The organism is Streptomyces sp. NPDC048278 (genome assembly GCF_040652195.1).
Lineage (GTDB): Bacteria > Actinomycetota > Actinomycetes > Streptomycetales > Streptomycetaceae > Streptomyces.
Map to the genome: position 1 here is coordinate 244671 of NZ_JBEZLP010000013.1, position 26645 is coordinate 271315.

Annotated in this window: 20 protein-coding genes; 14 read left to right on the plus strand and 6 right to left on the minus strand. The window is 69.9% G+C overall.

Annotated features, from left to right (window positions below; genetic code table 11):
• Positions 1–177: 177 nt before the first annotated feature.
• Positions 178–3114 (minus strand): glycoside hydrolase family 48 protein, encoded by a 2937-nt coding sequence (locus tag AB0D74_RS23970; protein WP_362590424.1) that lies wholly within the window; start codon positions 3112–3114, stop codon positions 178–180.
• 261 nt (positions 3115–3375) lie between these two features.
• Here AB0D74_RS23970 and AB0D74_RS23975 point away from each other — a divergent pair, with 261 nt between their 5' ends.
• Both AB0D74_RS23975 and AB0D74_RS23980 read left to right on the plus strand, forming a co-directional pair.
• Complete coding sequence (locus tag AB0D74_RS23975) at positions 3376–4851, plus strand: cellulase family glycosylhydrolase (protein ID WP_362590427.1); 1476 nt, start codon at positions 3376–3378, stop codon at positions 4849–4851.
• 65 nt (positions 4852–4916) lie between these two features.
• Complete coding sequence (locus AB0D74_RS23980; protein ID WP_362590430.1) at positions 4917–6638, plus strand: glycoside hydrolase family 6 protein; 1722 nt, start codon at positions 4917–4919, stop codon at positions 6636–6638.
• A 115-nt stretch (positions 6639–6753) separates the two neighbouring features.
• Here the strand turns inward: AB0D74_RS23980 and AB0D74_RS23985 are convergent, their stop codons facing one another.
• On the minus strand, positions 6754–7524 hold the full coding sequence (locus tag AB0D74_RS23985; RefSeq protein ID WP_362590433.1) for a phytanoyl-CoA dioxygenase family protein: 771 nt from the start codon (positions 7522–7524) through the stop codon (positions 6754–6756).
• 123 nt (positions 7525–7647) lie between these two features.
• Between AB0D74_RS23985 and AB0D74_RS23990 the strand changes: the two genes are divergently transcribed.
• Positions 7648–8595 (plus strand): methyltransferase, encoded by a 948-nt coding sequence (locus AB0D74_RS23990; RefSeq protein WP_362590436.1) that lies wholly within the window; start codon positions 7648–7650, stop codon positions 8593–8595.
• 83 nt (positions 8596–8678) lie between these two features.
• On the opposite strand, the gene AB0D74_RS23995 is transcribed toward AB0D74_RS23990, so the two are convergent.
• Positions 8679–9371 (minus strand): glycoside hydrolase family 75 protein, encoded by a 693-nt coding sequence (locus tag AB0D74_RS23995; RefSeq protein ID WP_362590439.1) that lies wholly within the window; start codon positions 9369–9371, stop codon positions 8679–8681.
• Positions 9372–9598: 227 nt separating this feature from the next.
• On the opposite strand from AB0D74_RS23995, the gene AB0D74_RS24000 reads away from it, so the two are divergent.
• Positions 9599–10210 carry a hypothetical protein gene (locus tag AB0D74_RS24000; protein WP_362590442.1) on the plus strand — a complete coding sequence of 204 codons (612 nt, stop codon included), beginning with the start codon at positions 9599–9601 and terminating at the stop codon, positions 10208–10210.
• A gap of 106 nt (positions 10211–10316) precedes the next feature.
• On the opposite strand, the gene AB0D74_RS24005 is transcribed toward AB0D74_RS24000, so the two are convergent.
• Entirely contained in the window at positions 10317–11153 is an 837-nt protein-coding gene (locus AB0D74_RS24005; protein ID WP_362590446.1) for an aldo/keto reductase, read from the minus strand.
• Between the two features lie 333 nt (positions 11154–11486).
• Between AB0D74_RS24005 and AB0D74_RS24010 the strand changes: the two genes are divergently transcribed.
• The 9 genes from AB0D74_RS24010 to AB0D74_RS24050 are packed head-to-tail and all read left to right on the plus strand — an operon-like array spanning position 11487 to position 22369.
• The gene (locus AB0D74_RS24010; protein ID WP_362590449.1) at positions 11487–11627 is read left to right on the plus strand and encodes a pyrroloquinoline quinone precursor peptide PqqA; all 141 of its coding nucleotides are present in this window, start codon (positions 11487–11489) and stop codon (positions 11625–11627) included.
• A 20-nt stretch (positions 11628–11647) separates the two neighbouring features.
• A complete protein-coding gene (gene pqqC, locus AB0D74_RS24015) occupies positions 11648–12415 on the plus strand; it encodes a pyrroloquinoline-quinone synthase PqqC (protein WP_362590452.1) in 768 nt (255 codons plus the stop codon).
• Entirely contained in the window at positions 12412–12666 is a 255-nt protein-coding gene (pqqD, locus tag AB0D74_RS24020) for a pyrroloquinoline quinone biosynthesis peptide chaperone PqqD (RefSeq protein ID WP_362590455.1), read from the plus strand. Before pqqC ends, pqqD begins: the two co-directional genes overlap by 4 nt.
• Entirely contained in the window at positions 12663–13754 is a 1092-nt protein-coding gene (gene pqqE / locus AB0D74_RS24025; RefSeq protein ID WP_362590457.1) for a pyrroloquinoline quinone biosynthesis protein PqqE, read from the plus strand. Before pqqD ends, pqqE begins: the two co-directional genes overlap by 4 nt.
• Positions 13751–14950, plus strand: coding sequence for a glycoside hydrolase family 88 protein (locus AB0D74_RS24030; RefSeq protein ID WP_362590459.1), 1200 nt, complete (start codon positions 13751–13753; stop codon positions 14948–14950). The genes pqqE and AB0D74_RS24030 overlap by 4 nt, the downstream gene beginning before the upstream one ends.
• Positions 14947–15738 (plus strand): heparin lyase I family protein, encoded by a 792-nt coding sequence (locus AB0D74_RS24035; protein ID WP_362590462.1) that lies wholly within the window; start codon positions 14947–14949, stop codon positions 15736–15738. Before AB0D74_RS24030 ends, AB0D74_RS24035 begins: the two co-directional genes overlap by 4 nt.
• Before the next feature lie 12 nt (positions 15739–15750).
• Complete coding sequence (locus tag AB0D74_RS24040; RefSeq protein ID WP_362590464.1) at positions 15751–18987, plus strand: glycosyl hydrolase family 28 protein; 3237 nt, start codon at positions 15751–15753, stop codon at positions 18985–18987.
• Positions 18984–20327, plus strand: coding sequence for a glycoside hydrolase family 27 protein (locus AB0D74_RS24045; RefSeq protein ID WP_362590467.1), 1344 nt, complete (start codon positions 18984–18986; stop codon positions 20325–20327). The genes AB0D74_RS24040 and AB0D74_RS24045 overlap by 4 nt, the downstream gene beginning before the upstream one ends.
• 11 nt (positions 20328–20338) lie before the next feature.
• Positions 20339–22369, plus strand: coding sequence for a PQQ-dependent sugar dehydrogenase (locus AB0D74_RS24050; RefSeq protein WP_362590470.1), 2031 nt, complete (start codon positions 20339–20341; stop codon positions 22367–22369).
• Positions 22370–22402: 33 nt separating this feature from the next.
• Here the strand turns inward: AB0D74_RS24050 and AB0D74_RS24055 are convergent, their stop codons facing one another.
• Positions 22403–24229 (minus strand): long-chain fatty acid--CoA ligase, encoded by a 1827-nt coding sequence (locus AB0D74_RS24055; protein WP_362590473.1) that lies wholly within the window; start codon positions 24227–24229, stop codon positions 22403–22405.
• 394 nt (positions 24230–24623) lie between these two features.
• On the opposite strand from AB0D74_RS24055, the gene AB0D74_RS24060 reads away from it, so the two are divergent.
• Positions 24624–25604, plus strand: a complete 981-nt coding sequence (locus tag AB0D74_RS24060) for an AsnC family transcriptional regulator (RefSeq protein ID WP_362590476.1) — start codon at positions 24624–24626, stop codon at positions 25602–25604.
• Between the two features lie 58 nt (positions 25605–25662).
• Here the strand turns inward: AB0D74_RS24060 and AB0D74_RS24065 are convergent, their stop codons facing one another.
• A complete protein-coding gene (locus AB0D74_RS24065; protein WP_362590479.1) occupies positions 25663–26526 on the minus strand; it encodes a LysR substrate-binding domain-containing protein in 864 nt (287 codons plus the stop codon).
• Positions 26527–26645: the final 119 nt, after the last annotated feature.

The following is a 26645-nucleotide window of genomic DNA, read 5'->3' on the forward strand; positions in this document are numbered from 1 at the left end:
GCGGAGCCACGCACACAGAGCTCTTTCGGACGGTTCCGAGGGAGAAGCGGCGCCCACAGCGCCCCGTCAGGGGCGCTGGGGGTCCCCCCGGCCGAAGGCTGGGGGAGGAACTGCGCGACCAGCCGAAGCGGACCCGCAGCCGAACCACGGCCCTACCCTCATTGCGCCCGGCGGGGGCTATTCGAGAAGCTCCGCGTACGACCCCATGGCCAGGGCGATGTCCGCCTGGGCCCAGAACCGGTGATAGGTGAAGACAGGCGCGGCCCCGCCCGCCAGATAACTCTGGATCTTCGACCAGGCAGGGTCGTTCTGGTAGAAGCTCCGCAGCGACGCGAACGTCGACGACGAGTTGACCGCGTCCCCGTTCGGCATCTTCCCGGACCAGCCGCTCGGCACGTACACGGTGTCGTCGAACCGGTTGTAGTCGGCCCGCGTCTCCGGCACCGCGATCCCCAGGCTGTCCTGGTAGTGCCCCCACATGCCGTCGAGCAGCGCCTTGGCCGTCGACTTCGCCGTCGCGTCACCGGACTTGGCGGCGTAGTACGTCAACGTCTTCGCGTACGCGGCGGCGACACCCACGTCGTTCGTGTAGTCGGCGACCGTGACATGAAGTCCGCTGTTCGCCCCGGGACTCGACGCGTTCCAGGTGTCGGGCTGCCCCGACCACTGGAGCGTCGACGGGATGAGATACGTGCCGTCGGGGTTGATCGTGGTCTTGGACAGCGCCCACGCCACCCACTTGTCGAGGATCGCCTTGGCGCTCGCGTTGCCGGTCTGCTGGTAGTACTCGGCGACCCGCTCCATCGACCAGGCCTGGAACCCGAACCACTGGTTGGACGGCGGGTCGTGGTACACCGGCTCCCAGTCGTAGTACATGCCGTAGAACGTCGACGTACCGGACGGCGGGCTTGCGTACCGCCCCTGCCAGCTGTTGGTCGCGCCACCGGCGATCGCGCCCTCGGACGACTGCAGCCAGCGGTAGAACTCCAGCTGCCGGGTCAGGGACGTGCCCCAATCGGTCGCCCCGGTAGCCGACTTGGGCTTCAGGTCGGCGTACGAGCTGAGTGCGTACGCGGCGAGCGGGTTCTGATAGCCGCCGTGCACATGGCTGGACCCGATCCGCCATGCCCAGCCCGCGCTCGAATCGGTCGCCCCGCCCCACGCGTAGTACCAGGAGAGCAGGTAGTCCGAGGCGTCCTTGCCGGTGCCGGCCGCACACGTCGTCGGCCCCACACAGTTGCCGATCTTCTTGAAGTACTTGTCGTACATGGCGTAGCGCAGATAGTCGCCCATCTTCGCCGCCTTGCCGACGGTGGCGGAGACGTCGCTTCCCTTGCCCTGCTCCTTCGCCCACACGTCCGCCCAGTACGCGGCCTGCACCGCACGCGCGTCGGCGTCCGGGGCGTCCGTGTACTTCCACTGCTTGGCGTAGGACGAGTCGCCCGTGAACAGGTCCAGGTAGCCGTTGGTCCCGCCGTACTTGAAGGCGTCGCAGGTCGGCTGCGGAACCGTCTCCCACACCGACTCCTGCGGACCGCGCTGGAAGGTGTTGATGTACGACGGGCCGTCGACCGCCGGCCCCGCCTCGCAGCCACCGCCCGGCGTGTCACCGTAGCCGTAGACGTTGTCGACGTCCTGCAGCCAGTGCATGCCGTAGACGTCGTCGGTGCCGTACGCGGACTTCAGTTCAGCGGCGATCGGATCCGATCCCACCGACACCGAGGTGTCCAGCTTCGCCGGGTACTCGTTCGGGGTGTCCAACTCGGGGGCGTAGGTGGCCGGTTTGGACGCGTTGTAGAAGGAATTGGTCGGCTGGTCGGCGTGGGTGGGGATCATGTACTTCTCCATGAGGGCCCACGCGCCGTTGAACTTGGACCAGTCACCGGTGACCTTGCCGTACATGGCCTGCAGCCAGAGAAGGTAGCTGTACGCCTCCGACGTGGTCTCGTGGCCCTGGTCGGGGGCCTCGACGATCAGCGTCTCGACCGAGTGGTAGGGGATGCCCTCGGGGGAGAAGTAGCCGTTCGCCGGGTTGGTGATCTTCCCGTAGAGGTCCAGGAAGCGCGCGTCGTACGCGTTCGACGCGGCCAGCTCGGTCACGGTGACCGTGGCGCCGGTGTAGCCGGTCGCGGACGCCGTGAAGGTCGCCGAGCCGGTGCCGGAGGAGTCCGCGGCGACGGTCACGTTCTGCGCGGTGCTCCAGTTGGACGGCGTGAACGTCAGCGACGAACCGGCGCTCACCGAAAGACCGGTGTTGCCGGCCGTGCGGGCCACCGACACCGTCACACTGGCGCTCGGCTGCTTCGACAGGCTCACCCCGAAGGCGCCGGTCGCGCCCTGCTGGATGCCCAGCTGGGCCGGCGAGGCGACCACCGCGGGGCCCGAGGCGACCGTGATGCCGACCGGCGTCGAGGACGCGGACGCGCCCAGGCTGTCGTACGCCTTCGCCACCAGCGAGTGACTGCCCACGGCCAGGCTTGAGACCGAGAGCGCGTACGGCGACGAGGTGTCCGTGCCCAGCAGCGTGGTGTCGTCGTAGAACTCGATCTTGCTGATCGTCGCGCCGTCGGCCGCCGCCGCGGTCGCCGCCAGCGGGACCGCGTCCCCCTGCGTGTAGACCGCGCCCGCGCTCGGGCTGGTCAGCACGGTGATGGGCGGCTGGTGCGCGCCCGCGCAGGTCGTGCCGTTGATCGCGAAGGCGGCCGGCGCCGTGTTCGTGCCGGTGTACGAGAACTGCGCGCCCGTCGACACCGCCGCGCCCGCCGCGACGGTGCCGTTGTACGACGCGTTCTGCACCGTGATCGAGGTGCCGGACTGGGACCAGGTGCCGTTCCAGCCGTTGGACAGCTTCTGGTTGCCCGTGTACGCGTAGGTCAGCGTCCAGCCGCTGATCGCGTCCGTACCGCGGTTGGTGATCGTGAGGTCGGCGGTGAAGCCGGTGCCCCAGTCGTTGGTCTTGTAGTCCACGCTGCACTGGACCGTCGCCGCCTGGGCGGGCGTGGTCCCCGTGGCGAGCATCGACAACGGAAGCGCGAGGGCCGCGACCACCGCCGTCCACAACCGGCGCACGGCTCTGCGCCGCCGCCCGGTACCTCCGGGATGTGCGGGATGCATGTGCTGGTTCCTCCTTGCGCTTGCGGCTCGGGGAGAAGTCAAGGCTTGAACCAGTGGGAGCGCTCCCATAGTGGGGACGTGGCATGGTTCGGTCAAGGCCGTTGAAGAGTCGAAAAGATTCGACGGACCCCGCTGGCGAAAAGTCAAGCAACTCCCCTGGTCTTTGCCCGCACTTGGCGCTACCTTCCTTCGCACCAGTGGGAGCGATTCCGTTCAGTCGACGCGTCCGTCACGACGCGCCCGAGCTGCAAGGAGTCGCTCATGCGACACCCCCCGCGTTCAGTTCTTTTAGCCGTCACCGGTGCGGTCGCCCTTGTCGGGGCCGCGCTGGTGCCGGTGGTGTCGGCGTCCGGGGCGACGCCGGCCTGCACGGTCGTGTACGCGGTCACCAGCCAGTGGGACACCGGCTTCCAGGGCTCCGTGACCATCACCAACAACATGGCTGCCGTGAGCAGTTGGAGCCTGGGCTTCGACTTCGCGAACGGCCAGAAGGTCACCCAGGGCTGGAACGCCAAGTGGTCCCAGTCCGGTACGGCGGTCACCGCCGCCAACGAGAGCTGGAACGGCTCCCTCGCCACCGGTGCGAGCGTGAGCGCCGGATTCCTCGGCTCCTGGTCGGGCGGTAACGCCGTACCGACGGCCTTCAAGCTCAACGGCACCACCTGCAACGTGGATGCGGAGCCGACCCCGACTCCGACGCCGACCGAGCCGCCCGCCACCGGGACGGCTCCCGCCCTGCACGTCTCCGGCGCCAGACTCGTGGACGCCTCCGGCACGGCCCACCGCCTCCTCGGCGTGAACCGCTCCGGCGGCGAGTTCATGTGCGTCCAGGGCTACGGCATCTGGGACGGTCCGGTCGACGACGCCGCCATCAGGGCGATCGCCGACTGGAAGGCCGACGCGGTCCGCATCCCGCTCAACGAGGAGTGCTGGCTCGGCCTGTCCAACGTCAAGTCCGAGTACGCGGGCGCCAACTACATCAACGCGGTCAAGGAGCTGGTGGCCCGCGTCGAGTCGTTCGGCCTGACGCCGATCCTCGACCTGCACTGGACCTACGGCCAGTACACCGGCAACTCGGCGGGCTGCTCCGACGTGCACGCCACCTGCCAGAAGCCGATGCCCGACGCCCAGTACACCCCGTCCTTCTGGTCCTCGGTGGCCGGCACCTTCAAGGACGACCAGGCGGCCGTGTTCGACCTGTTCAACGAGCCGTACCCGGACCGGGCGACCTCGACCGTCACCCAGGCCTGGGAGTGCTGGCGGGACGGCGGCACCTGCTCCGGGATCGGCTACGAGGTCGCCGGCATGCAGGACCTGGTGGACGCCATCCGGGGTGCCGGCGCGAAGAACGTCATCATGATCGGCGGGCTCGCGTACTCCAACGACCTCGGCCAGTGGCTGACGTACAAGCCCACCGACCCGGCCGGCAATCTCGTCGCCTCCTACCACGTCTACAACTTCAACACCTGCTCCACCGAGAGCTGCTGGAACTCCACCCTCGCCCCGGTCGCGGCCCAAGTTCCCCTGGTCGCGGGGGAGATCGGCGAGAACACCTGCTCGCACGCCTTCGTCGACCAGGTCATGAAGTGGTTCGACGACCGCGGCCTCTCCTACCTGGGCTGGACCTGGAACACCTGGGACTGCTCCTCGGGCCCGTCCCTGATCTCCGACTACACCGGCACGCCCACGGCCTACGGCGTCGGACTGCGCGACCACCTACGAGCCGTCAACCCGTAACCACACCCACCGAAGAAGCACCTCACCGAAGAAGCACCTCACCGAAGAAGAAGGAACCCGCACTCATGAGTCGTACCAGAACAGCGGTACTCGCCGCCCTGGCGCTCGTCGCCGGGGTGTCCGGGCCGGCGATCGCCGTGGCCCCCGCGGCCCGGGCGGCGGTCTCCGCGATCCCCTGCACCGTCGACTACAAGATCCAGAACGACTGGGGCGCCGGCTTCACCGCCGCCGTCACCGTCACCAACAACTCGGCGGCGAAGTCGAGTTGGGCGGTGAAGTGGTCGTACGCCGGGAACCAGCAGGTGACCAGCTACTGGAACAGCAAGATCGCGCAGAGCGGCACCGCCGTGACCGCGAGCAACGAGACCTACAACGGCACCCTGGCGACCGGCGGTTCGGTCAGCTTCGGGTTCAACGGGTCGTACAGCGGGACGAACGCGGTTCCGACCGCCTTCACCCTCGACGGCGTCACCTGCAACGTCGACGACGGCAGCGGCGGGGGAGGCGGTGGCGGCAACGGGGGCGGCTCCGGGACCCGCGTCGACAACCCGTACGCCGGTGCCAAGGTGTACGTGAACCCGGAGTGGTCGGCGAAGGCCGCCGCCGAGACGGGCGGCAGCCGGATCTCCAGCCAGCCCACCGGTGTCTGGCTCGACCGGATCGCCGCGATCAACGGCACCAGCACCAGCATGGGGCTGCGCGCCCATCTCGACGCGGCGCTCGCGCAGAAGGGCAGCGGCGAGGAAGTCGTCCAGCTGGTCGTCTACGACCTGCCAGGGCGCGACTGCGCGGCCCTCGCCTCCAACGGCGAGCTCGGCCCGACGGAGATCGACAAGTACAAGACGCAGTTCATCGACCCGATCGCGGCGATCCTCTCCGACAGCAAGTACGCCTCGCTGCGGATCGTCACCACCATCGAGATCGACTCGCTGCCCAACCTGGTCACCAACACCGGCAGCCGGGCCACCGCCACCGCCAACTGCAACACCATGCTGGCCAACGGCAACTACGTGAAGGGCGTCGGCTACGCCCTCGCGAAGCTCGGCGCGATCCCCAACGTCTACAACTACCTCGACGCCGGCCACCACGGCTGGCTCGGCTGGGACGACAACTTCGCCCCGGCGGCCAACGTGTTCAAGCAGGCGGCCACCAGTGAGGGTGCGACCGTCGACGACGTGGCCGGGTTCATCACCAACACGGCCAACTACAGCGCCCTGAAGGAGAACAACTTCACCATCAACGACTCGGTGAACGGCACCTCCGTCCGCCAGTCCAAGTGGGTCGACTGGAACCGGTACGTCGACGAACTCTCCTTCGCGCAGGCCTTCCGCACCCAGTTGGTCTCGGTCGGCTTCAACTCCGGTATCGGCATGCTGATCGACACCTCCCGCAACGGCTGGGGCGGCAGTGCCCGTCCGGCCGGCCCCGGCCCGACGACCAGCGTGGACGCGTACGTCGACGGCGGCCGTTACGACCGCCGGATCCACGTCGGCAACTGGTGCAACCAGGCCGGAGCCGGCCTCGGCGAGCGCCCGCAGGCCAGCCCGGCCGCCGGGATCGACGCCTACGTCTGGATGAAGCCTCCGGGTGAGTCCGACGGCTCCAGCAGCGCCATCCCGAACGACGAGGGCAAGGGCTTCGACCAGATGTGCGACCCGACGTACACGGGCAACGCCCGTAACGGGAACAGCATGTCGGGTGCGCTGCCGAACGCGCCGCTGTCCGGGCACTGGTTCTCCGCCCAGTTCCAGCAGTTGATGGCGAACGCGTATCCGCCGTTGTCGTGACGGTTCGGTGAGGTGAGATCGAAGCTGCGGGCCGTGTGTGGCTGGTCGCGCTCGCGCGGCTAAGCCGCATACAGGTACAGCCCCGCGCCCCTTCGGGGGCGCGGTTCCGCCGGGGTCAGTCCATCAGGGACAAGCCCCGGCGGACCGCGATCTCTACCGGTGAGTGGTTGCCGTCCGGGCGGTCCAGCTCCAGTGGTGCGTTCAGGTACAGCGGGGGCTGGGCCAGGAAGCGGGGGCGGGTGCCGTGGTTCGGCTGGGCGGCGTGCACCAGGAAGGGGTGGCAGAGGTAGACGTCGCCGGGGCGTCCGGTGGCGTAGGCGAGCGGGCGGTGCGCGGAGGCCGCGTCGACCTCGGAGCCGAGTTCGTGGAGGGTGGCGCCCCGCTCGCCGTACGGCTCCAGGATCCGCGGTACGTCCAGGTGCGAGCCGACCCGGATGCGGGTCGGCGCGTCCTCCTCGGTCACCTCGCTGAACAGGAAGAGCATCAGCAGGGCCCGCTCACGGGACCACAGGTTGGCGTACCAGTCGGTGGCGCCCTCCGGCATGAAGCTGGTGTCGATGTGCCAGCCCGCGTCGTCCGGCTCCTCCTCGTGCGGGAACCGCAGCGGGAAGGCGCCGAGTGAATAGCGCGGATCCCAGCGGCGCGCACCGACCAGCAGGTCGAACGCGTCGTGCAGGGCCTGGGAGTTGGGGGCGGCGGCGAAGGGACCGTCCGCCTTGCCGCCCACCCAGACCACCGGGTCCTTCCAGGTGCCCGGGTCCTCGGGGTCGTATCCCGTCTCGCGCCAGAGCAGCCGGGCGCACCCCTCGGCGACGCGCGCCGGGAACGCGCCCTCGATCTTCACGAAACCGTCGGTCAGAAAGCGTTCGACCAGCTCGTCGTCCATGCGGTCATCGTGGCTCGCCGGCCTTGCCGTCCGCATCCGGTTTTTTGCCGCACCGGCAACAGGACTGGCACCCGGGCGGTGCGCCGTCGCACCCTGGCGGCACGCGGACGAGAGGCTGATCCCATGGCGCACGACCACCGGCACACGGACACCCACAAGCACACCCGGACCCCTACCCACGAGCACGGGCACAAGCACGACCACGACCACGACCACGCGCACTCGAACACCGACATCGACTGGGCCGAGATGGCCGGTCATCTGGAGTCGCAGGCGGAGCTCTTCGCGCCCCTGTACGAGAGCGCGCTGGGCTGGCTCGGCCAGGAGGTCACCGAGCCGGGGCTGATCGTCGACCTCGGAAGCGGGCCGGGGGTCGTGTCGTGTCTGTTCGCCGAGGTGTTCCCGGGCGCCCGGGTGCTGGCCGTGGACGGCAGCGAGCCGCTCCTCGACCGGGCCAGGGCCCGCGCCGAGCGGCTGGGCATGGCCGACCGCTTCGGCGTGCTCGCCGGTCAACTGCCGCAGGTGCTGGGCGAGTTGGACTATCCGGCGGACCTGCTGTGGGCCGGGCACAGCCTGCACCACCTCGGCGACCAGCGGGCCGCGCTCACCGCCTTCGCCGAGCGGCTGGCGCCCGGCGGCACGCTGGCCGTCCTGGAGGGCGGCCTGCCCAGCCGCTTCCTGCCCCGCGACATCGGTATCGGCCGCCCCGGGCTCCAGGCCCGGCTCGACGCGGTGCAGGAGGAGTGGTTCGCGCGGATGCGCGCCGAACTGCCCGGTTCGGTCGCCGAGACCGAGGACTGGCCGACGCTCCTCGCCTCCGCGGGTCTCCAGCACGCCCGTACCCGCAGTTTCCTGATCGACCTGCCCGCTCCCGCCTCCGACCGGGCGCGCACCTACGCCGTCGAGATCTTCTCCCGCTTCCGCGACTCCCTCACCGACGACCTCGACGCCGACGACCGCGCCATCCTGGACCGCCTCCTCGACCCGGCCGACCCGGCGAGCCTGCACCGCAGGTCCGACCTGTTCGTCCTCGGCGTCCGGACCCTCCACACGGCGGTACGGCCCGCCTAGGGGCTGCCGGAACGGCCCGGTACCGTGCGGTACCGGGCCGCTCGCCCTCCCCGGGTCGGTGGTCGGCGAAGGGTGTCCCGCCGTCAGTTGTCGGCGAGGAACTGCTTCGCCAGCGAGTCGCCGAGGGTCACCGCCGCGCTGTGGCTCTCTATGGGGGAGACCTTGGAGTTCTTGAACAGGATGTAGGTCACGCCGGAGTCGGCGCCGCCGGTCGCCGGGTCGGGGTCGATGCCGAGCGCCTTGGCGGTGGCGTAGGACGCCTCGCCGATGATCTTCGTGGGGCCGGTGTCGCCGACCACCGCGTACTCGACCTTGTTGTTGTAGATCACGGCGACCACGCCGCCGCCCTTGATGCCGGCGCTGGAGTAGTTCCAGATGCTGCTGGAGCTGGGCACCACGATGTACGGCAGCGACTCGGCCTTGAGCGGCTTGCCGTCGGACTGGTGGAACGCGGTGTCGTCCTGGTACCAGGGGTCGCGGTCCTCGTTGCAGTTGGTGGTGCGCTGGCCGTCGCAGTCGATGTCCATGTCGGCCTTCCAGAAGACCGCGCCGTTCTTGCCGCAGACGGGGATCGTGGCCGAGGTCTCGTCGTCGGTCTTGTACTTGCCGCTGGAGATCTGGGAACAGGACTTCACCTTGGCGAGCAGGTCGGCGGCGCTGACCGAGCCCTCCTGGGCGGACCTGGGAGTGGCGCCGGACGCGCTCGCGGGGAGTATTCCGGCGGCGAGCAGTGCGGCCCCGGAGGCCGCGGCAAGGGTCAGTGTTCGGATGCGCACTGTGGGGGGTCCCCTTCTGTTAGGAAAGTTTCCTGACCGGGTGTCGTACAAGGTGGACCCGGCTGCATGTCCGCGTCAACCCCTGGATGTCAACTCGGTGATTTCTCGCGCATTGCGGTGATATGGGCCCCGGGGAACACTGGTGGGGCAGGACATTCCGGATATTTGCGCAGGAGCCGTGCGGAGGTCGAGCGGTGGCTGCGGTGGCTCCTGGGAGGCGAGGGGTCATGTTCGTACGCACGGTGTACGTCACCGGCGATCCGGCGAGGCTGGAGGCGGCCGTCAGGGCGCTGAACAGCGAGGGGCGCGAACTGCTCGAGGAGCGCCCCGAGTACCGGGGCGCGGGCGTCTTCATCGACCGGGAGCTGGGCAAACTGCTCGCGGTGAGCTGGTGGGGCAGCGAGGCGGCCCGGAGCAACAGCGACCAGGTCATGCGCGAGCGGCGCAGGCCGATGCTGGAACCCTTCGCCGGTACCGTCGCCGTCGAGAACTACGAGGTCGCCGTCTTCCACGCCGTGCAGCAGCCGAGGACGGGCGGCGGTATGCGCTCCACCCGGGTGGAGTTCGACCCCGCCGACACGGACCTGTTCGCCGAGACCTTCCGCTCCTCGGCGCTGCCCCGGCTGGAGGCGCTGCCCGGCTTCGCCCGGTGCTCCCTGTTCGTCGACCGGCAGCGGGGCCGGGGCATGGTCGGCTCGCTCTTCGTCGACCGCGCCTCGATGGCCGCCTCCCGGGCCGGCCAGGCCGAGGCGCGGCGCGCGGACGCCGCCAAGGCGCGGGTGACCGTGGTCGGCCTGGAGGAGTTCGAGGTCCTGCACGCGGACGTACGCCCCGACTGACCCGCCCCGTACGGGAGTCGCGAATATCGACGGGGGCCGGGGGCCGGGGAACGCGAACGGCCGCCCCGCCGTGCGGACGGCGGAACGGCCGTGCTGCGGCTTTCGCTCAGCCGACGTCGAAGGTGGCCGGGTCCGGGCCGATGCGCCGGTCCTCGTTGAGCGCGCTGATCGCCGCGAGGTCCTCGGTGTCCAGGCTGAAGTCGAACACCTGGATGTTCTCCTTGATCCGGGACGGGGTCACGGACTTCGGGATCACGACGTTGCCGAGCTGGACGTGCCAGCGCAGCACGACCTGGGCCGGGGTGCGGTTGTGCTTCTGCGCGATCGCGACGATCGCCGGGACCTCCAGGAGGCCCTTGCCCTGGCCGAGCGGCGACCACGCCTCGGTGGCGATGCCCTGCTCCTCGTGGAACTCCCGGGCCGCGCGCTGCTGCAGATGCGGGTGCAGCTCGATCTGGTTGACCGCCGGGATGACCGAGGTCTCCGCGATCAGCCGCTCCAGGTGCTCCGGGAGGAAGTTGGAGACGCCGATCGCCTTGACACGGCCGTCGGCGTGCAGCTTCTCGAACGCCTTGTAGGAGTCGGTGTACTTGCCCCGGGCCGGCAGCGGCCAGTGGATGAGGTACAGGTCCAGGTAGTCCAGACCCAGCTTCGCCAGCGACGCGTCGAAGGCGCGCAGCGTCGCGTCGTACCCGTGGTCGGCGTTCCAGAGCTTGGTGGTGACGAAGATGTCCTCGCGCGGTACGCCGGACGCGGCGATCGCCTTGCCGGTGCCCTCTTCGTTGCCGTAGATCGCCGCTGTGTCGATGCTGCGGTACCCGGCCTCCAGTGCCGTGGCGACGGCCCGCTCGGCCTCGTCGTCCGGCACCTGCCACACGCCGAAGCCCAGCTGGGGCATCTCGACGCCGTTGTTGAGGATTTTCGGGGGGACCTTGCTGCTCACGAGCTCTCGATCCTTAGGTTGTCGACAGGTGGTACAACCATCGTCAACGATCACCGGCCCCGACGCATTCCTGACCGCGGAATCTGCCGGAACTGACCGATGGGTCAGCCGCAACGGGCGGAGATTGGCCGGAAATGGATCCGACGTTATGGGTCCGGACCATTGACCGCGGCCCGTTCCTGCCGGGACTCTGGTGCGCATCGTCGGACGTATCGCTGAACCCGGTGCAGAGATGTGAACGTCGCTGTGGGTTTCCCGACCGATCCCTGTGAAAGAGAAACCTCTCTCTGCGCTCTGAGACCCCCCAACCTCAGGAAAGCAGGTACACACCCCATGAACGAGACGATCTCCGAGGACCGTCAGCCGGAACCCGCCGCCCCGCAGACATCGGATGAAAAGGTCTGGCGAAGCCCTGGTTACCAGGTCGTGGAGACCGCCCTGGAAGTGACCGGCTACGCCCTCGGCGACCGCTGATCCGTCCTGGGCGACCCGCCATGACCGTCACCACCGTCTCCTCGGCCGTGGACGCCGGGACCGCCGCCGACCCCTGGCCGGTCCCGGAGTTCACCGCACGGCTGCGTGCCGTCACCGCCGACCGCTACCACGACCGGCACCCCTTCAACGAGCGCATGCACCGGGGCGAGTTGACCCCGGCCGAACTGCGCCGCTGGATCACCAACCGCTTCCACTACCAGCGGCACATCCCCGTCAAGGACGCCCTGATCCTCGCCAAACTGGACCGGCCCGAGCTGCGGCGTCCGTGGCTGCGCCGCATCCGCGACCACGACGGCACCGCCGACGGCGAGGGCGGCATCGAGCGCTGGCTGCGCCTCGGCGAGGCGGCCGGCCTCCCGCGCGAACACCTGTGGGACAGCGCCCGGGTGCTGCCCGGGGTGCGCTTCGCGGTCGAGGGGTACGTCACCTTCTGCCGGCTGCGCCCCGCCCTGGACGCGGTCGCCGCCTCCCTCACCGAACTGTCCGCACCCGGCCTGATGCGCACCCGCATCTCCGCGTTCGAGCGCCACTACCCGTGGATCGACCCGGCCGGCCTCGCCTACTTCCGCACCCGCGTCGACCAGGGCGCCCGGGACGGCGCGGAGGCCCTCGCGCTGGTCCAGTCCTGGGCCCGCACCCGCGAGCAGCAGGACCGTGCCGTCGCCGCGCTCGCCTACAAGTGCGAGGTGCTGTGGGCGCTGCTCGACGCCGTGGACCGGGGGGACACCGGGGGCCGGGACGCGGCCCCGGACGGAGCGGAGCCATGACCTGGCGGCCCGTCCTCGCCCGCACGGCCGTGCTGCGCCACGACCGGGTCCGCGGCACCGACCTGTTGCTGCTGCCCGAGCGGGTGGTCGTGCTGCACGGCGGGGCGGGCGGCGTGCTCCGGCTGTGCGACGGCAGCCGGGCGGTGCCCGACATCGTCGCCGAACTGTCCGAGGCGTTCCCGGGCGCCCCGGTCGCGGCCGAGGTGCCGGAGTTCCTGACCGCGTTACGGAAGGAGGGATGGCTGCGATGACGATCGCGGAGCCGCGTGGACCGGCGCCGCCCTGGGCGCTGCTCGCGGAGCTCACCCACGCCTGTCCGCTGCGCTGCGGGTACTGCTCGAACCCGGTCCGACTGATCGGTCGGTCAGCTGAACTGGCCACCGGGCAGTGGGCGGAGGTGTTCCGGCAGGCCGGTGAGCTGGGCGTCGTCCAGACCCATCTGTCCGGCGGCGAACCGCTGCTCAGACGGGATCTGGCCGAGCTGGTCGCCGCCGCCGACACCGCGGGCCTGCACACCCAGCTCGTCACCAGCGGGGTCGGGCTGAGCGAGCGGCGACTGGCCGGGCTGGTCGGCGCAGGGCTGCGCGGGGTGCAGCTGTCCGTGCAGCACGCGGAGCCGACGGCCGCCGAACGCATCGCCGGCGCCCGCTCGTTCGCCGCCAAGGAACGCGCGGCCGGGCTGATCAGGGCGGCGGGCCTGCCCTTCGGGCTGAACGTCGTCCTGCACCGGGGCAACCTGGACGCCGTCGAGGACCTGATCGCGCTCGGCGTGGCCTGGGGCGTGGACCGGATCGAGCTGGCCAACACCCAGTACCACGGCTGGGCGGCCCGCAACCGCGCCGCGCTGCTGCCGACGCCCGGACAGGTCGAACGGGCCCGCGAGACGGTCCTGCGCTGGCGCCGGCGCCTGGACGAACCGGAGCTGGTGTGGGTCGCCCCCGACCTCCTCACCGGCACCGCGAAGCCCTGCATGGGCGGCTGGGGCCGGATCTCGCTCACCGTCACCCCCGACGGCACCGTCCTGCCCTGCCCGGCCGCAGGCACCCTGCCCGGCCTCGACCCGCCCAACGTCAAGGACCGTCGACTCCGCTGGATCTGGCGGGAGTCGAAGGCCTTCAACGCCTACCGGGGCGAGTCGTGGATGCGCGAGCCCTGCCGCGGCTGCGCCCTGCGCACCACCGACTTCGGCGGCTGCCGCTGCCAGGCGTACGCACTCACCGGAGACGCCCGCAACGCCGACCCGGCCTGTCGCCACGCCCCCGACCACCACCTCGTACCCCTGCGGCGGACCACCGAGGCCGCCGTCCCCAGAGAAGCTCTTGCAGAAGGAGGACCATGAAACGCCTGCGAGTCGCCCTCGCGGCCGTCGCCCTCACCACCGCCCCGCTGGTCGCGCTCCCCGCGGCCGTACCCCCGCCCGCCGCCGCGGCAGTCGCGGCCGTCGCGCCGGCCAGGCCGGCCGCCGCCACCGACTGGTCCACCGCGGTCGTCGACTCCACGACGGCCCGCTACACCCCGAGCACCATCGGCGGTTGGTCCTACCCGGTCGGCCTCTACCTCTACGGCCAGTACCTCACCTACCGGCGCACCCACGACGCCCGCTACCTCACCTACATCAAGAACTACGTCGACCGGTTCGTGAAGAGCGACGGCTCGATCGACCAGTCCTTCAACAGCCTGGACAGCATGCAGGCGGGCCGGCTCCTGGTGATCCTGCACCACGAGACCGGCCAGGACCGCTACCGCAAGGCGGCCAAGAAGATCCGCGACCGCCTGAACACCTACCCGCGCACGAGCGACGGCGGCTTCTGGCACGCGGACAACTCCAGCCGCGCCCATCAACTCTGGGCGGACGGCGTCTACATGGTGAACCCGTTCCTCGTCGAGTACGGCAAGGAGTTCGGCGACAGCGCGTACACCGACGACGAGGCGGCCAAGCAGCTCGCCGTCTACGGCGGCCACCTCCAGGTCGCCAACGGCCTGCTCAAGCACGCCTACGACGAGTCGAGGACCGCGAGCTGGGCGGACCCGACGACCGGGCTCGCCCCCGAGCACTGGTGCCGGGCCGTCGGCTGGTACGCGATGGCGATCGTCAACGTGCTGGACGCGATTCCGGCGAACCAGCCTCGCCGCCCGCAACTCCTCGGCATCTTCCAGGAGTTGGCGGCAGGGCTGGAGCGGTACCAGGACCCGGCGACCGGCCGCTGGTTCCAGGTGATCGACAAGGGCGGCCGGAGCGACAACTGGACCGAGACCTCCTGCTCCAGCATGTTCACCTACGCCCTCTCGCGCGGAGCCCAGCAGCACTACCTCGACCCGCACTACGCGGCCGTCGCCCGCCGTGGCTACCAGGGCGTGCTCGCCGAGCTGTCCGTCGGCTCGGACGGCCGCACCGACCTCGCCGACATCTCCATCGGCACCAACGTCGGCGACTACGCGTACTACGTCGGCCGCACCCGGGCCGTGAACGACTTCCACGGTCTCGGGGCCTTCCTGATCATGAACGAACAACTGCGAGGTGATTCAGTGTCATGAGCACAACATCCAGAAGGGCGGTGCTGGGAGCCGCGCTCGCCGGTGCCGCGACGGCCGCCGTCGGCCTGCCCGCGACCACCGCGCACGCGGCGTCCTGGCAGCTCAAGTGGCAGCCGTCGGCGAGCAGCGACGGCCTCGGTGCCTTCGAGACCGTCGAGGACGACCGCGCCGACTCCCACCCCGCCGGGCACCCGCACATCTTCGCGACGGGGAACAACTGGCGCTTCAACATGCACACGGTCGACCGCGACACCTCGACCGACCGCCAGCGCCAGGAGGTCACCGGCCTGCGCAACGGCAGCGGCAGCGACTACCTCAAGTGGAACCAGGGCCAGACCTGGCGGGTCACCTACTCGATGTACATCCCGAGCTCGCTGAAGGCGACCACCACCTTCACCCACATCATGCAGATGAAACAGCCCGGCAGCGGCACCTCCCCGATCGTCACGCAGTCCCTGCGCCGGGTGAACGGCAAGCAGACCATCGAGCTGAACCTCGCCACCGACGGCATCATCGTCGGCCGTGCCGACCTCGACCCGCTGCACGACAACTGGACCGACGTCGATTTCCAGATCAAGGTCGGCAACGGGACGGCGGGCTCGGTCCGCTGGATCCTCAAGTCCGGCGGCGCCACCGTGATCGACGTCTCCAAGACCGGCGTCGACACCTTCCTGGCCGACCGGGTCCGCCCGAAGTGGGGCATCTACCGCTCCCTCGGCGACACCTCGGGCTCGCTCCAGGACACCTATCTCCTGCTCACCAACCTCCGCGGCTACCAACAGGTGTGAGGAACCGCCACCATGAAACCCCCCACCGCCGAGCGGCACCGCGCTGCCGCCATCGTCCTCTTCGTCCTCGCCGTCGTCCTCGGCCTCTCCCACCCCGCGGCCCTCGCCTCGTCGCAGACCGCCGCGCCGCGCGCCGGCGCCGTCTACGACGTCCGTGACTACGGCGCCAAGGGCGACGGCTCCGCCAACGACTCCCCGGCCATCGACAAGGCCGTCACGGCCGCGAACGCGGCGGGCGGCGGCACCGTCCGCTTCACCGCTGGCACCTACAAGTCCAAGAACACCATCCACATGAAGAGCCATGTGACGCTCCAGCTCGACAAGGGCGCCACCCTCCAGGGCTCCAGCGCGGACACCTACGACAAGGCCGAGTCCAACCCGAACGACGCCTACCAGGACTACGGCCACAGCCACTTCCACGACGCGATGATCTACGGCGACAAGCTCACCGACATCGGCTTCGTCGGGCAGGGCGTCATCGACGGCGCGGGCAACCTGATCACCGGCAACCCGAAGACCGGCGAGGCCGACAAGATCATCTCGCTGACCCGGTGCGACGGCCTCCGGATCGGCGACGGTCTCACCCTCCGCCGCGGCGGCCACTTCGCGGCTCTCATCAACGGCTGCAACAACGTGACGTCGGACCACCTGACCATCGACACCGCGAGCGACCGCGACGGCTGGAACGTCATCTCCACCACGAACGCCACGATCATCAACGCCGACATCAAGGCCAACGACGACGCCCTGGTCTTCAAGAGCGACTACGCCCTCGGCGCCAAGCTCCCCAACGGCCATGTCCGGGTGAGCGATTCGACCCTGTCGGCCAAGTGCTGCAACGCCCTGATGTTCGGCTCCGAGACCTGCGGCGACTTCTCGGACTACCAGTTCGAGCACATCCGCATCGACGGCGCCGACAAGTCCGGCCTCGGCATGGTCTCCATGGACGGCGCGAAGATCTCCGACGTCCACTACCGCGACATCACGATGACGAACGTGCACTCGCCGATCATGGAGAAGATCGGGACGCGGAAACGCTGCGGGAACAGTCCCGGCGTCGGATCGATCAGCGACGTCACCTACGACAACATCACCGCCACCGGCAACAGCCCCTCCTTCAGCCCGACCCTGTGGGGCGAGAGCGGCCACCGCATCAGCGGGGTGACCTTCGACAACGTCAACATCACGGTCCCCGGCGGCAACGGCACCATGTCCACCGGCGTGCCCAGCAACGACCCGAACGACTACAACCCCAAGGCCATCGGCACCCGGCCGGCCTACGGCTGGTACCTGCACAACGCCGACCATGTCCAGTTCACCGACAGCAGCGTGAAGTTCGCCGCGAACGACGGGCGTCCGGCCGTCATCGCCAACGCGGCGAGCGACCTCCGCCTCACCCGCTTCACCGCCCAGAAGGGGAGCAACTCCCCGTACGACGTCGTCCTCCAGGACGTCACCGGCGCCTGCCTGACGGACAGCCACACCACCTCGGGCGGCGCGCTGCGCGTCTCCGGCGGCCAGGACTGCGGTACGGCCGCACGGCCGCTCGACCTGGAGAACCCCCGCCAGGACTTCCTCCGCGGCTCCGTCGGCGGGCTCTTCCTGCACTGGGGGGAGCGCACCGCGCCCGCCCACACCAGCTGCACCGCCTGGGAGAACGACGTCACCAACGGCGGCTGGACCCCGGACTACTGGGTGAACGAGGCCCAGAAGCTGCACACCCAGTACCTGGTCCTCGCCACCTTCCACAGCCGCCTCGGCTACGCTCGCCCCTGGCCGTCGAAGATCCCCGGCTCCTGCTCCACCAAACGGGACTTCCTCGGCGAACTGATCACCGCGGCCAAGGCCAAGGGCATGAAGGTCATCCTCTACATGACCAACGACCCCCAGTGGCACGACGAGGGCGGGCACGAGTGGCTGGACTCCGCCGCCTACTCCGCCTACAAGGGCAAGAACATCGACCTGACCACCAACGACGGCTTCGGGCAGTTCAGCTACGACAACTTCTTCGAGGTCATGGACCGCTACCCCGACCTCGGCGGCTTCTGGATCGACAACGACAACGCCTACTGGGAGAGCCACGACCTCTACCAGCAGATCTACCAGAAGCGCCCGAACTACACGCTCAGCAACAACAACGAGGACACGCCGATCATGGACATGATCAGCAATGAGCAGAAGACGGGGATGGCACCGGCCTACGACTACCCGCAGGCCGTCTACACCGCCCAGCCCCGGCTGACCGAGGCCGACTTCAAGCTGCCCTCGACCGGTGCCTGGTGGTACGACGGCTCCGACCCGTCCGTCGACAAGATGCTCACCCTCGGCCGCCTCGTGACCAACGCGGGCTCCTCGGTGAAGGCCCTGATGGCCGAGACCGCCCAGGTCAACGGCAAGTTCCCCTCGAACCAGGCCGCCTTCAACAACTTCGCCAACTCCTACCTGAACCCCATCTGGGAGTCCCTGCACGGTACCGAGGGCGGCGGGTACATGTACGGCGGCCTCAAACCCGGCTTCTGGAACGACGGCGCCCACGGCGTGACGACGATCGCCAAGGACGACCCGGACCGCCAGTACGTCCACGTCCTGACCCCGCCGTCGACCAGCACCCTGCGGATCCGCGACAACGGCTACCGCATCGCCTCGGTCACCAACCTCCGTACCGGCAAGGCAGTCTCCTGGTCGCAGTCCGGCGGCGTGCTGACCCTCACCGGGCTCGCGGACTGGGACCCGTACGACACCGTCTTCAAGGTCACCACCGCCGGCCGCCAGGGCATCCTCTCCGGCGTCAAGGTGACCGCGAGCGCCTCGGCGAGCGGGCACACGGGCCCTGCCGCAGGGGACGGCGACTACCTCACCTACTGGGACAACAACAAGACGCTGCCCGTGAACCTCACCTTCGACCTCGGCTCGGCCAAGAAGGTGCAGTACCTCGGCCTCAACCAGCGTGAGGACTCGGTCGCCTACGCCCGCTCGGACACCGAGCAGTCGGCCCGCATCAAGGACTACAAGGTGTACCTCAGCAACGACGGCACCACCTGGGGGAGCGCCGTCAAGTCCGGCCAGCTGCCCAGCCGGCGCGGCATCCAGGGCATCGACCTCACCGCCGCGACGGCCCGTTACGTCCGCCTGGAGGTGGACTCCACCTGGGCCGCCTCCACCGACACCACCCGCTACCAGCGGCTGCGGATCGACGAGGCGTGGATCGGCACCGCCTACGCGACGCCCGTGACCGGAGGACGCCCGTGACCAGGACCAGAACCCTCACCGTGGCGGCTGTCACGGTGCTGGCCGCGGCGGCCGTGCCGCTGCTGAACCCCGGCCACCCGGCCCCCGCCTCCGACAACGGCCAGGCGATGCGGCCCGCGATGGGCTGGAGCAGCTGGAGCTATGTGCGCCGGTCGCCCACCCAGGCCAAGATCGAGGCCCAGGCCGACGCGCTCGCCGCGAGCGGCCTGAAGGACCACGGCTTCGTCCAGGTCAACCTCGACGACTTCTGGCAGAAGTGCGACGGAAACGGCTTCACCGTCGACTCCTACGGCCGCTGGGCCGTTGACACCGCCAAGTTCCCCGACGGCATCAAGGCCCTCGCGGACTACGTCCACGCCAAGGGCCTGAAGTTCGGCTTCTACGTCACGCCCGGCATCGCCAAGAACGCCGTGACCAGGAACACCCCGATCGAGGGCACCTCGTACCACGCGCAGGACATCGCGGACACCTCGAAGACCGAGAAGAACTACAACTGCAAGAACATGTACTACATCGACTACTCCAAGCCGGGCGCGCAGGAATTCGTGAACTCCTGGGCGAAGCAGTTCGCCTCCTGGGGAGTCGACTACCTGAAGATCGACGGGGTGGGCAGCCAGGACATCCCCGACGTCCAGGCCTGGTCCAAGGCCCTGCGCGTCTCCGGCCGCCCCATCACCTTCGCGCTCTCCAACAACCTCGCCATCGCCGACGCCCCGACCTGGCGGTCCCTGGCCAACAGCTGGCGCACCCAGGGCGACGTCGAGTGCTACTGCGGACCCGGCGACAACGGCAGCGGCTACCCGCTCACCGACTGGTCGCACGTCTCCGCCCGCTTCAACACCGCCGCGAACTGGCAGCAGTACGCGGGACCCGGCGGCTGGAACGACCTGGACTCGCTGGAGATCGGCAACGGCGACCAGGTGGGCCTCACCGCCGACCAGCGGCGCTCCCACTTCACCCTGTGGGCGATGGCCGCCGCCCCGCTGCTGCTCGGCACCGACCTCACCCACCTCGACACCGTCGACAAGGCCATGCTCACCAACGACCGGCTGATCGGCGTCGACCAGGACGGCGTGGCCGCGAAGCGGATCGTGAACAGCGGGGTCAAGCAGGTCTGGAGCAAGAAGGAGAGCGACGGCCAGTACGTCGTGGCCCTCTTCAACACCGGCACCTCCGGCAGCTCCACGGTGAGCGTGGACTGGTCCCAGGTCGGCTTCACCGGCTCCGGAGACGTCACCGACCTGTGGTCCGGCTCCCACAAGGGCACCGTCGCCACCACCTACAGCGCGACCCTGCGCCCGGGCGAGACCCGGCTGATCCGCGTCCGGCCGCTCGGCTGAGGAGGACCGTCATGACACCCAGAACGCTGCTGGCCCGTGCCCTGCCGCTGGCCCTCGCCGTCCCGCTGGTCGCCCTGGTGCCGGGGACCGCGCGGGCGGCCACCGACTACCAGGCCGAGGACGCCACGATCTCCCAGGGCGCCGTCGCCACCAACCACACCGGCTACACCGGCACCGGCTTCGTCGACTACACCAACATCAAGGGCTCGTACGTGGAGTTCACGGTGAGCGCCGCCACCGCCGGCACCTCCGCGCTCGCCGTGCGCTTCGCCAACGGCACCGACACCGACCGGCCGATGGACATCTCCGTCAACGGCACGGTCGTCGCCTCCGGCGTCTCCTTCCCGGCCACCGCCGACTGGAACACCTGGGCGACCAAGACGGTGAACGTCCCGCTGACCGCGGGCAGCAACAAGATCCGTGCCACCGCCACCACCGCGAACGGCGGCCCCAACCTGGACAAGGTCAGCCTGGCCGCGGCGGCCGACACCCAGGCCCCCACCCGCCCCGGCCAGCCGTCCTGCTCCGCCATCGGCGAGGACACCCTCACCCTCGCCTGGGGCGCCGCCACCGACAACGTGGGCGTGACGGCGTACGACCTCTACGAGCACGGCAACAAGATCGGTGAGGCGGCCGGGAGTTCGACCTCGAAGACCCTCACCGGGCTGGCTCCGAACACCACCTACGACCTGACCGTCATCGCCCGCGACGCGGCCGGCAACACCTCGCCCGCCAGTCCCGTCGTCGACTGCACGACCCAGCCGAGCAGCGACAGCACCCCGCCCACCGCCCCCGGCACCCTGTCCGCGACGAACGTCACCGCGAACACCGCCGACCTCTCCTGGGGCGCGTCCACCGACGACCGGGCGGTGACCGCGTACGACATCCGCAGCGGGAGCACCGTCTACCAGACGGTCACCGGCGGCACGACCAGCACCCTCACCGGGCTCGCCTGCGACAGCCCCTACACCCTGGACGTCGTCGCCCGTGACGCGGCAGGGAACGTCTCCCAGCCGAGCAACGCCGTCACCTTCACCACCAAGGCCTGCGCCACCGACGGCGGCACCCCCTCCTCCATCGCCACGCTCTCCAGCGGCTGGACCATCCCCTGGGGCACCTACTGGATGCCCGACGGCAAGACCGCGCTGGTCACCGAGCGGGACGACTTCCGGGTCTGGAAGGTGACCAAGGACGGCACCCGGACCCAGGTCGGGACCGTCCCGAACGCCGTCACCACCAACGGCGAGGGCGGCCTGCTCGGCGTCGCCGTCGACCCCAAGTGGGAGACCAACCACTACGTCTACTTCATGCACACCGCCGACGAGGGCAACCGGGTCGTGCGCATGACCTACGACGGCACCAAGCTCAGCGACTACAAGATCCTGCTCCAGGGCATCAAGAAGAACCGCTACCACAACGGCGGCCGGCTCCTCTTCGGCCCCGACGGCTACCTCTACGTCTCCACCGGGGAGGCCCAGACCCCCGACCTCGCCCAGGACAAGAACTCCCTCAACGGCAAGATCCTGCGCATGACGACCGACGGCAAGCCGGCCCCCGGCAACCCGTTCGGCAACTACGTCTACAGCCTCGGCCACCGCAACCCCCAGGGCCTCGCCTTCGACCGCAACGGGCGGCTGTGGGAAGCCGAGTTCGGCAACAGCTCCAAGGACGAGCTGAACCTGATCAAGCCCGGCGCCAACTACGGCTGGCCGACCTGCGAGGGCACCTGCTCGGTCGCCGGGATGACCAACCCCAAGGCCACCTGGAACGTCTCCGAGGCGTCCCCGAGCGGCATCGCCATCGTCCGCAACGTCGTCTACATGGCGTCCCTGCGCGGCGAACGGCTCTGGCGCATCCCGATCAACGGCGACACCGAGAACGTCGGCACCCCGACGGCGTACTACGTCGGGACCTACGGCCGGCTGCGGACCGTGACCAAGGTGCCGGGCGCCGACCAGCTGTGGCTGTCCACCACCAACTGCGACAACAACGGCAACGAACCGGACGGATCCGACAAGATCTTCCGGGTCAACATCAGCTGACAGAGCCCAGTTGACAGCGCAGTTGACAGGCCGTCAGGCCCGGTACAGGGCCTCGACCTCGTTGGCGTAGGCGTTCTCGATCGCCTTGCGCTTCAGCTTCAACGACGGGGTCAGCAAACCGTGTTCCTCGGTGAACGGCTGGGCGAGGATACGGAACGTACGGATCGACTCGGCCTGTGAGACCAGGGTGTTGGCGGCCACCACCGCGCGCCGCACCTCGGTCTCCAGGTCGGCGTCGCGCACCAGCTGGGCCGCGGACATCTGCGGCTTGCCGCGCATGGTCAGCCAGTGCTCGACCGCCTCGGTGTCGAGGGTGACCAGGGCGGCGATGTAGGGGCGGTCGTTGCCGACCACGATGCACTGGTTGACCAGCGGATGGTCCCGGACCCGCTCCTCCAGCACGCCGGGGGAGACGCTCTTGCCGCCGGAGGTCACCAGGATCTCCTTCTTGCGGCCGGTGATCGTCAGATAGCCGTCCTCGTCGAGGGCGCCCAGGTCACCGGTGGCCAGCCAGCCGTCGTGCAGGGTGGCGTCGGTGGCCTTCTGGTTGTTCAGGTAGCCCTGGAAGACGTTGCCGCCGTGCAGCCAGATCTCCCCGTCGTCCGCGATGTGCACGGTGGAGCCCGGAATGGCCTGCCCGACCGTGCCGTACCGGGTGCGCTCGGGCGGGTTGGCGGTCGCCGCCGCCGTCGACTCGGTCAGGCCGTAGCCCTCGTAGATCTGCACGCCCGCGCCGGCGAAGAACAGGCCGAGCCGGCGGTCCATCGCCGAGCCGCCGGACATGGCGTTGCGGATCCTGCCGCCCATCGCCGCCCGCACCTTGGAGTAGACGAGCTTGTCGAAGAGCTGGTGCTGCATGCGCAGCGACGCCGACGGACCGGGCCCGGTGCCCCACGCCTTCGCCTCGACCGCGTCCGCGTACTTCACCGCGATCTCGACCGCCTTCTCGAACGGCCCGCCCTTGCCGTCCTTCTCGGCCTTGCGCCGCGCCGCGTTGAACACCTTCTCGAAGATGTACGGCACGGCCAGGATGAACGTCGGCCGGAACGCGGCCAGGTCGGGCAGGAGCGCCGCCGCGTGCAGCTGCGGCTGGTGGCCGAAGCGGACCCCGTGCCGGATCGCCGCCACCTCCACCATGCGCCCGAAGACGTGCGCGAGCGGCAGGAAGAGCAGGGTGGAGACCTCCTCGCCCCTCTTCGCGCGGAACACCGACTCCCAGCGGGCCACGACCGTGTCCGCCTCGTACATGAAGTTCCCGTGCGACAGGACACAGCCCTTGGGGCGGCCGGTGGTGCCCGAGGTGTAGATGATCGTGGCCACCGAGTCGGGGGTGACCGCCTGCCGGTGCCGGTGCACCACGTCGTCCTCGAGGTGGGCGCCCGCGTCGTACAGCTCCTGCACCGCGCCCTCGTCGAGCTGCCACAACTGGCGCAGCTGCGGCAGCCGGTCGATGACGGTGGCGATCGTCATCGCGTGGTCCTCGTGCTCCACGATCGCCGCCGTGCACTCGGCGTCGTACAGCATCCAGAAGCACTGCTCCGCCGACGAGGTCGGGTAGACCGGCACCACCTGGGCGCCGATCGTCCACAGCGCGAAGTCGAACAGGGTCCACTCGTAGCGGGTGCGGGACATGATCGCGACCCGGTCGCCGAAGCGGATGCCCCGGGCGAGGAGCCCCTTGGCGAGGGCGAGGACCTCGTCGCGGAACTCGGCGGCGGTCACGTCACGCCACTGGCCGAGCTCGTCCTTGCGGCCCAGCGCGACGTGCAGCGGGTCCGTCCGGGCATGCTCGAACACGGTGTCGGCCAGACCGCCGACCGGCGGTGCCGACGCCAACGGCGGGTTGGTGAACTCGCGCAAACCCCGCTCCCCGCTCCTCGCTCCACAGTGACGGTAGTAGTGACGCTCCGCACAGCGCCGTGAAAGCTACCCCACCGGAAGACCGTGCGGGAGGGGGTGCGAAAACGAGCATTGCTCTCGTATGACCGCGCTCACGTACGGAAAATACGCCCACATGGGGAAGGGCCGGACAGAATCCTTACGGTTCAGTAAGTTCCGGATCCGTAATCTCCACGGAATCTGTACGTCCCGATTACGGCCCCCGGCCGGTTACCCGCCGGTCAGGGGCGGGGTGCCGGAGCGCCCTCTGATGACTGCGCCGGGGTGGCCGATTTCGTCACTCCGCGGGTCCCGCCGCGCATACGGTTCAGGTCGGTGAGGTTCCGCCGCGCGGCGGAACCCGACGGGAGTCGCCATGCTGGAGCTGGAATCCGACACGCTGGATCCGCTGGACCTGCAACTGCTCAGCGCGCTGGAGGTCGACGGCCGCGCCTCCTTCAGCCGGATCGCGGCCGTGCTCGGCGTCTCCGACCAGACGGTCGCCCGCCGTTACCGACGGCTGTGCGCCGAGGCCGGGCTGCGGGTCGTCGCGGTCCGGGACGCCGAGCGGCTCGGCCAGGACCAGTGGATGCTCCGGCTGCGCTGCGCGCCCGACGGCGCCACCGTCATCGCCGACGCGCTCGCCAAGCGTCCCGACACCGCCTGGATCGGGCTGGCCTCCGGCGGCACCGAGATCGCCTGCATGACCAGGCCGCGCCACGCCGGCGACCACGACGACCTGCTGCTCGGCAAGCTGCCGCGGACCCCGAGCGTGGTGGAGATCAGGGCGCAGCAGCTCCTGCACCGGTTCTACGGGGGGCCGACGGGGTGGGTGCGGAAGTTCGGGGCGCTGTCCGAGGAGCAGGCGGCGGCGCTGCGGCCGGAGCCGCCGGAGGCCGCGGGGCCCGCGCGGCTGGAGCCGGAGGACGCGCCGCTGCTCGCCGCGCTGGAGAGGGACGGGCGGGCGACGTATCCGGAGCTGCAGCGGGCGACGGGGCGGTCCGAGTCCTCGGTGAAGCGGCGGCTGGCCGCGCTGATCGGCTCCGGGGCGGTGTACATCGACGTGGAGTACCGGTCCGAGGTGCTGGGGTTCTCGAAGTCCGCGGTGCTGTGGATCACCACGACGCCGGCCGCGATGCACTCCGTGGGGCAGGCGCTGGCGGTCCACGACGAGGTGGCGTTCGCGGCGGCCACCGCCGGCCCCTCGCATGTCGTGGTGACGGCGGTGCTGCGGGACACGGCGCATCTGTACGCGTACCTGAGCGGGCCGGTGGGGCGGCTGGAAGGGGTGCAGCATGTGGAGGCGATGCCGTTTTTGCGGAGGGTGAAGCAGCTGACGTACCAGGGGTTGTGGTGAGTCTGCGGGCGGGAGGGGGTTGAGCGCGCAGTTCCCGCGCCCCTGAGGGGCGCTGTGGCTAGGGGCGTCTCAAGTGGGCTCCGCCGGCCAGGATTGCTGCTGCCAAGGCGTCTGCCGCCGCCTGGGCCGGTGAGCGTCTCGGGCCGTGCACGAGGACGAAGTCGACCTTGCCCAGTTCCGGCAGGCCTGCCCGGTCCGGGACGCGGAACAGGCCCGGAGGGATCAGGCCCTTCGAGTGGGCCATCACACCGAGGCCGGCCTGGGCCGCCGCGAGGAGGCCGTTGAGGCTGCCGCTGGTGCAGACGATGCGCCAGTCGCGGCCCTGGCGCTCCAGTGCCTCCAGGGCCAGGGCGCGGGTGATGCCGGGCGGGGGATAGACGATCAGCGGGACCGGACGGGCGGGGTCCAGGCGGAGCCGCTCCGCGCCGATCCACACCAGGTCGTCGTGCCAGACCAGCTCGCCCAGCGGGTCCTCGGTGCGCCGCTTGGCCAGCACCAGGTCCAGCTTCCCGGCGGCCAGCTGCTCGTGCAGGGTGCCCGAGAGCTCCACCGTCAGTTCGAGGTCGACCTCGGGGTGGTCGTGCCGGAAGCCCTCCAGGATCTCCGGCAGCCGGGTGAGGACGAAGTCCTCGGACGCGCCGAAACGGAGCCGGCCGCGGACCCGGGTGCCCGTGAAGAAGGCCGCCGCCTGCTCGTGCACCTCCAGGATCCGGCGGGCGAACCCGAGCATCGCCTCGCCGTCCTCGGTCAGCTCCACCGAGTGCGTGTCCCGGGAGAACAGCTGGCGGCCGGCCGCGTCCTCCAGACGGCGCACGTGCTGGCTGACCGTGGACTGGCGCAGTCCGAGCCGCCGGGCGGCCTGGGTGAAGCTGAGCGTCTGGGCCACCGCCAGAAAGGTGCGCAACTGCGAAGGGTCGTACACTCGAACATGTTATCGCGGAACGCGATGGCAGTGAGAGTGGTATACCGGATTCCCGATCAAGTGTCGGAGGAGGACGATGGAGGGGGCCCTTCCGGCCCCGGCGACAACCCGGGCGTATC

Excerpts from the sequence above, each read along its gene's own strand:
- AB0D74_RS24010 (WP_362590449.1), top strand. The coding sequence starts at position 11,487 with ATGAACGAGACGATCTCCGAGGACCGTCAGCCGGAACCCGCCGCCCCG.
- AB0D74_RS23980 (WP_362590430.1), top strand. The coding sequence starts at position 4,917 with ATGAGTCGTACCAGAACAGCGGTACTCGCCGCCCTGGCGCTCGTCGCC.
- AB0D74_RS24050 (WP_362590470.1), top strand. The coding sequence starts at position 20,339 with ATGACACCCAGAACGCTGCTGGCCCGTGCCCTGCCGCTGGCCCTCGCC.
- AB0D74_RS24060 (WP_362590476.1), top strand. The coding sequence starts at position 24,624 with ATGCTGGAGCTGGAATCCGACACGCTGGATCCGCTGGACCTGCAACTG.
- AB0D74_RS23985 (WP_362590433.1), bottom strand. The coding sequence starts at position 7,524 with ATGGACGACGAGCTGGTCGAACGCTTTCTGACCGACGGTTTCGTGAAG.
- pqqC (WP_362590452.1), top strand. The coding sequence starts at position 11,648 with ATGACCGTCACCACCGTCTCCTCGGCCGTGGACGCCGGGACCGCCGCC.
- AB0D74_RS23990 (WP_362590436.1), top strand. The coding sequence starts at position 7,648 with ATGGCGCACGACCACCGGCACACGGACACCCACAAGCACACCCGGACC.
- AB0D74_RS23970 (WP_362590424.1), bottom strand. The coding sequence starts at position 3,114 with ATGCATCCCGCACATCCCGGAGGTACCGGGCGGCGGCGCAGAGCCGTG.
- pqqE (WP_362590457.1), top strand. The coding sequence starts at position 12,663 with ATGACGATCGCGGAGCCGCGTGGACCGGCGCCGCCCTGGGCGCTGCTC.
- AB0D74_RS24030 (WP_362590459.1), top strand. The coding sequence starts at position 13,751 with ATGAAACGCCTGCGAGTCGCCCTCGCGGCCGTCGCCCTCACCACCGCC.
- AB0D74_RS24000 (WP_362590442.1), top strand. The coding sequence starts at position 9,599 with ATGTTCGTACGCACGGTGTACGTCACCGGCGATCCGGCGAGGCTGGAG.
- AB0D74_RS24040 (WP_362590464.1), top strand. The coding sequence starts at position 15,751 with ATGAAACCCCCCACCGCCGAGCGGCACCGCGCTGCCGCCATCGTCCTC.
- pqqD (WP_362590455.1), top strand. The coding sequence starts at position 12,412 with ATGACCTGGCGGCCCGTCCTCGCCCGCACGGCCGTGCTGCGCCACGAC.
- AB0D74_RS23975 (WP_362590427.1), top strand. The coding sequence starts at position 3,376 with ATGCGACACCCCCCGCGTTCAGTTCTTTTAGCCGTCACCGGTGCGGTC.
- AB0D74_RS24035 (WP_362590462.1), top strand. The coding sequence starts at position 14,947 with ATGAGCACAACATCCAGAAGGGCGGTGCTGGGAGCCGCGCTCGCCGGT.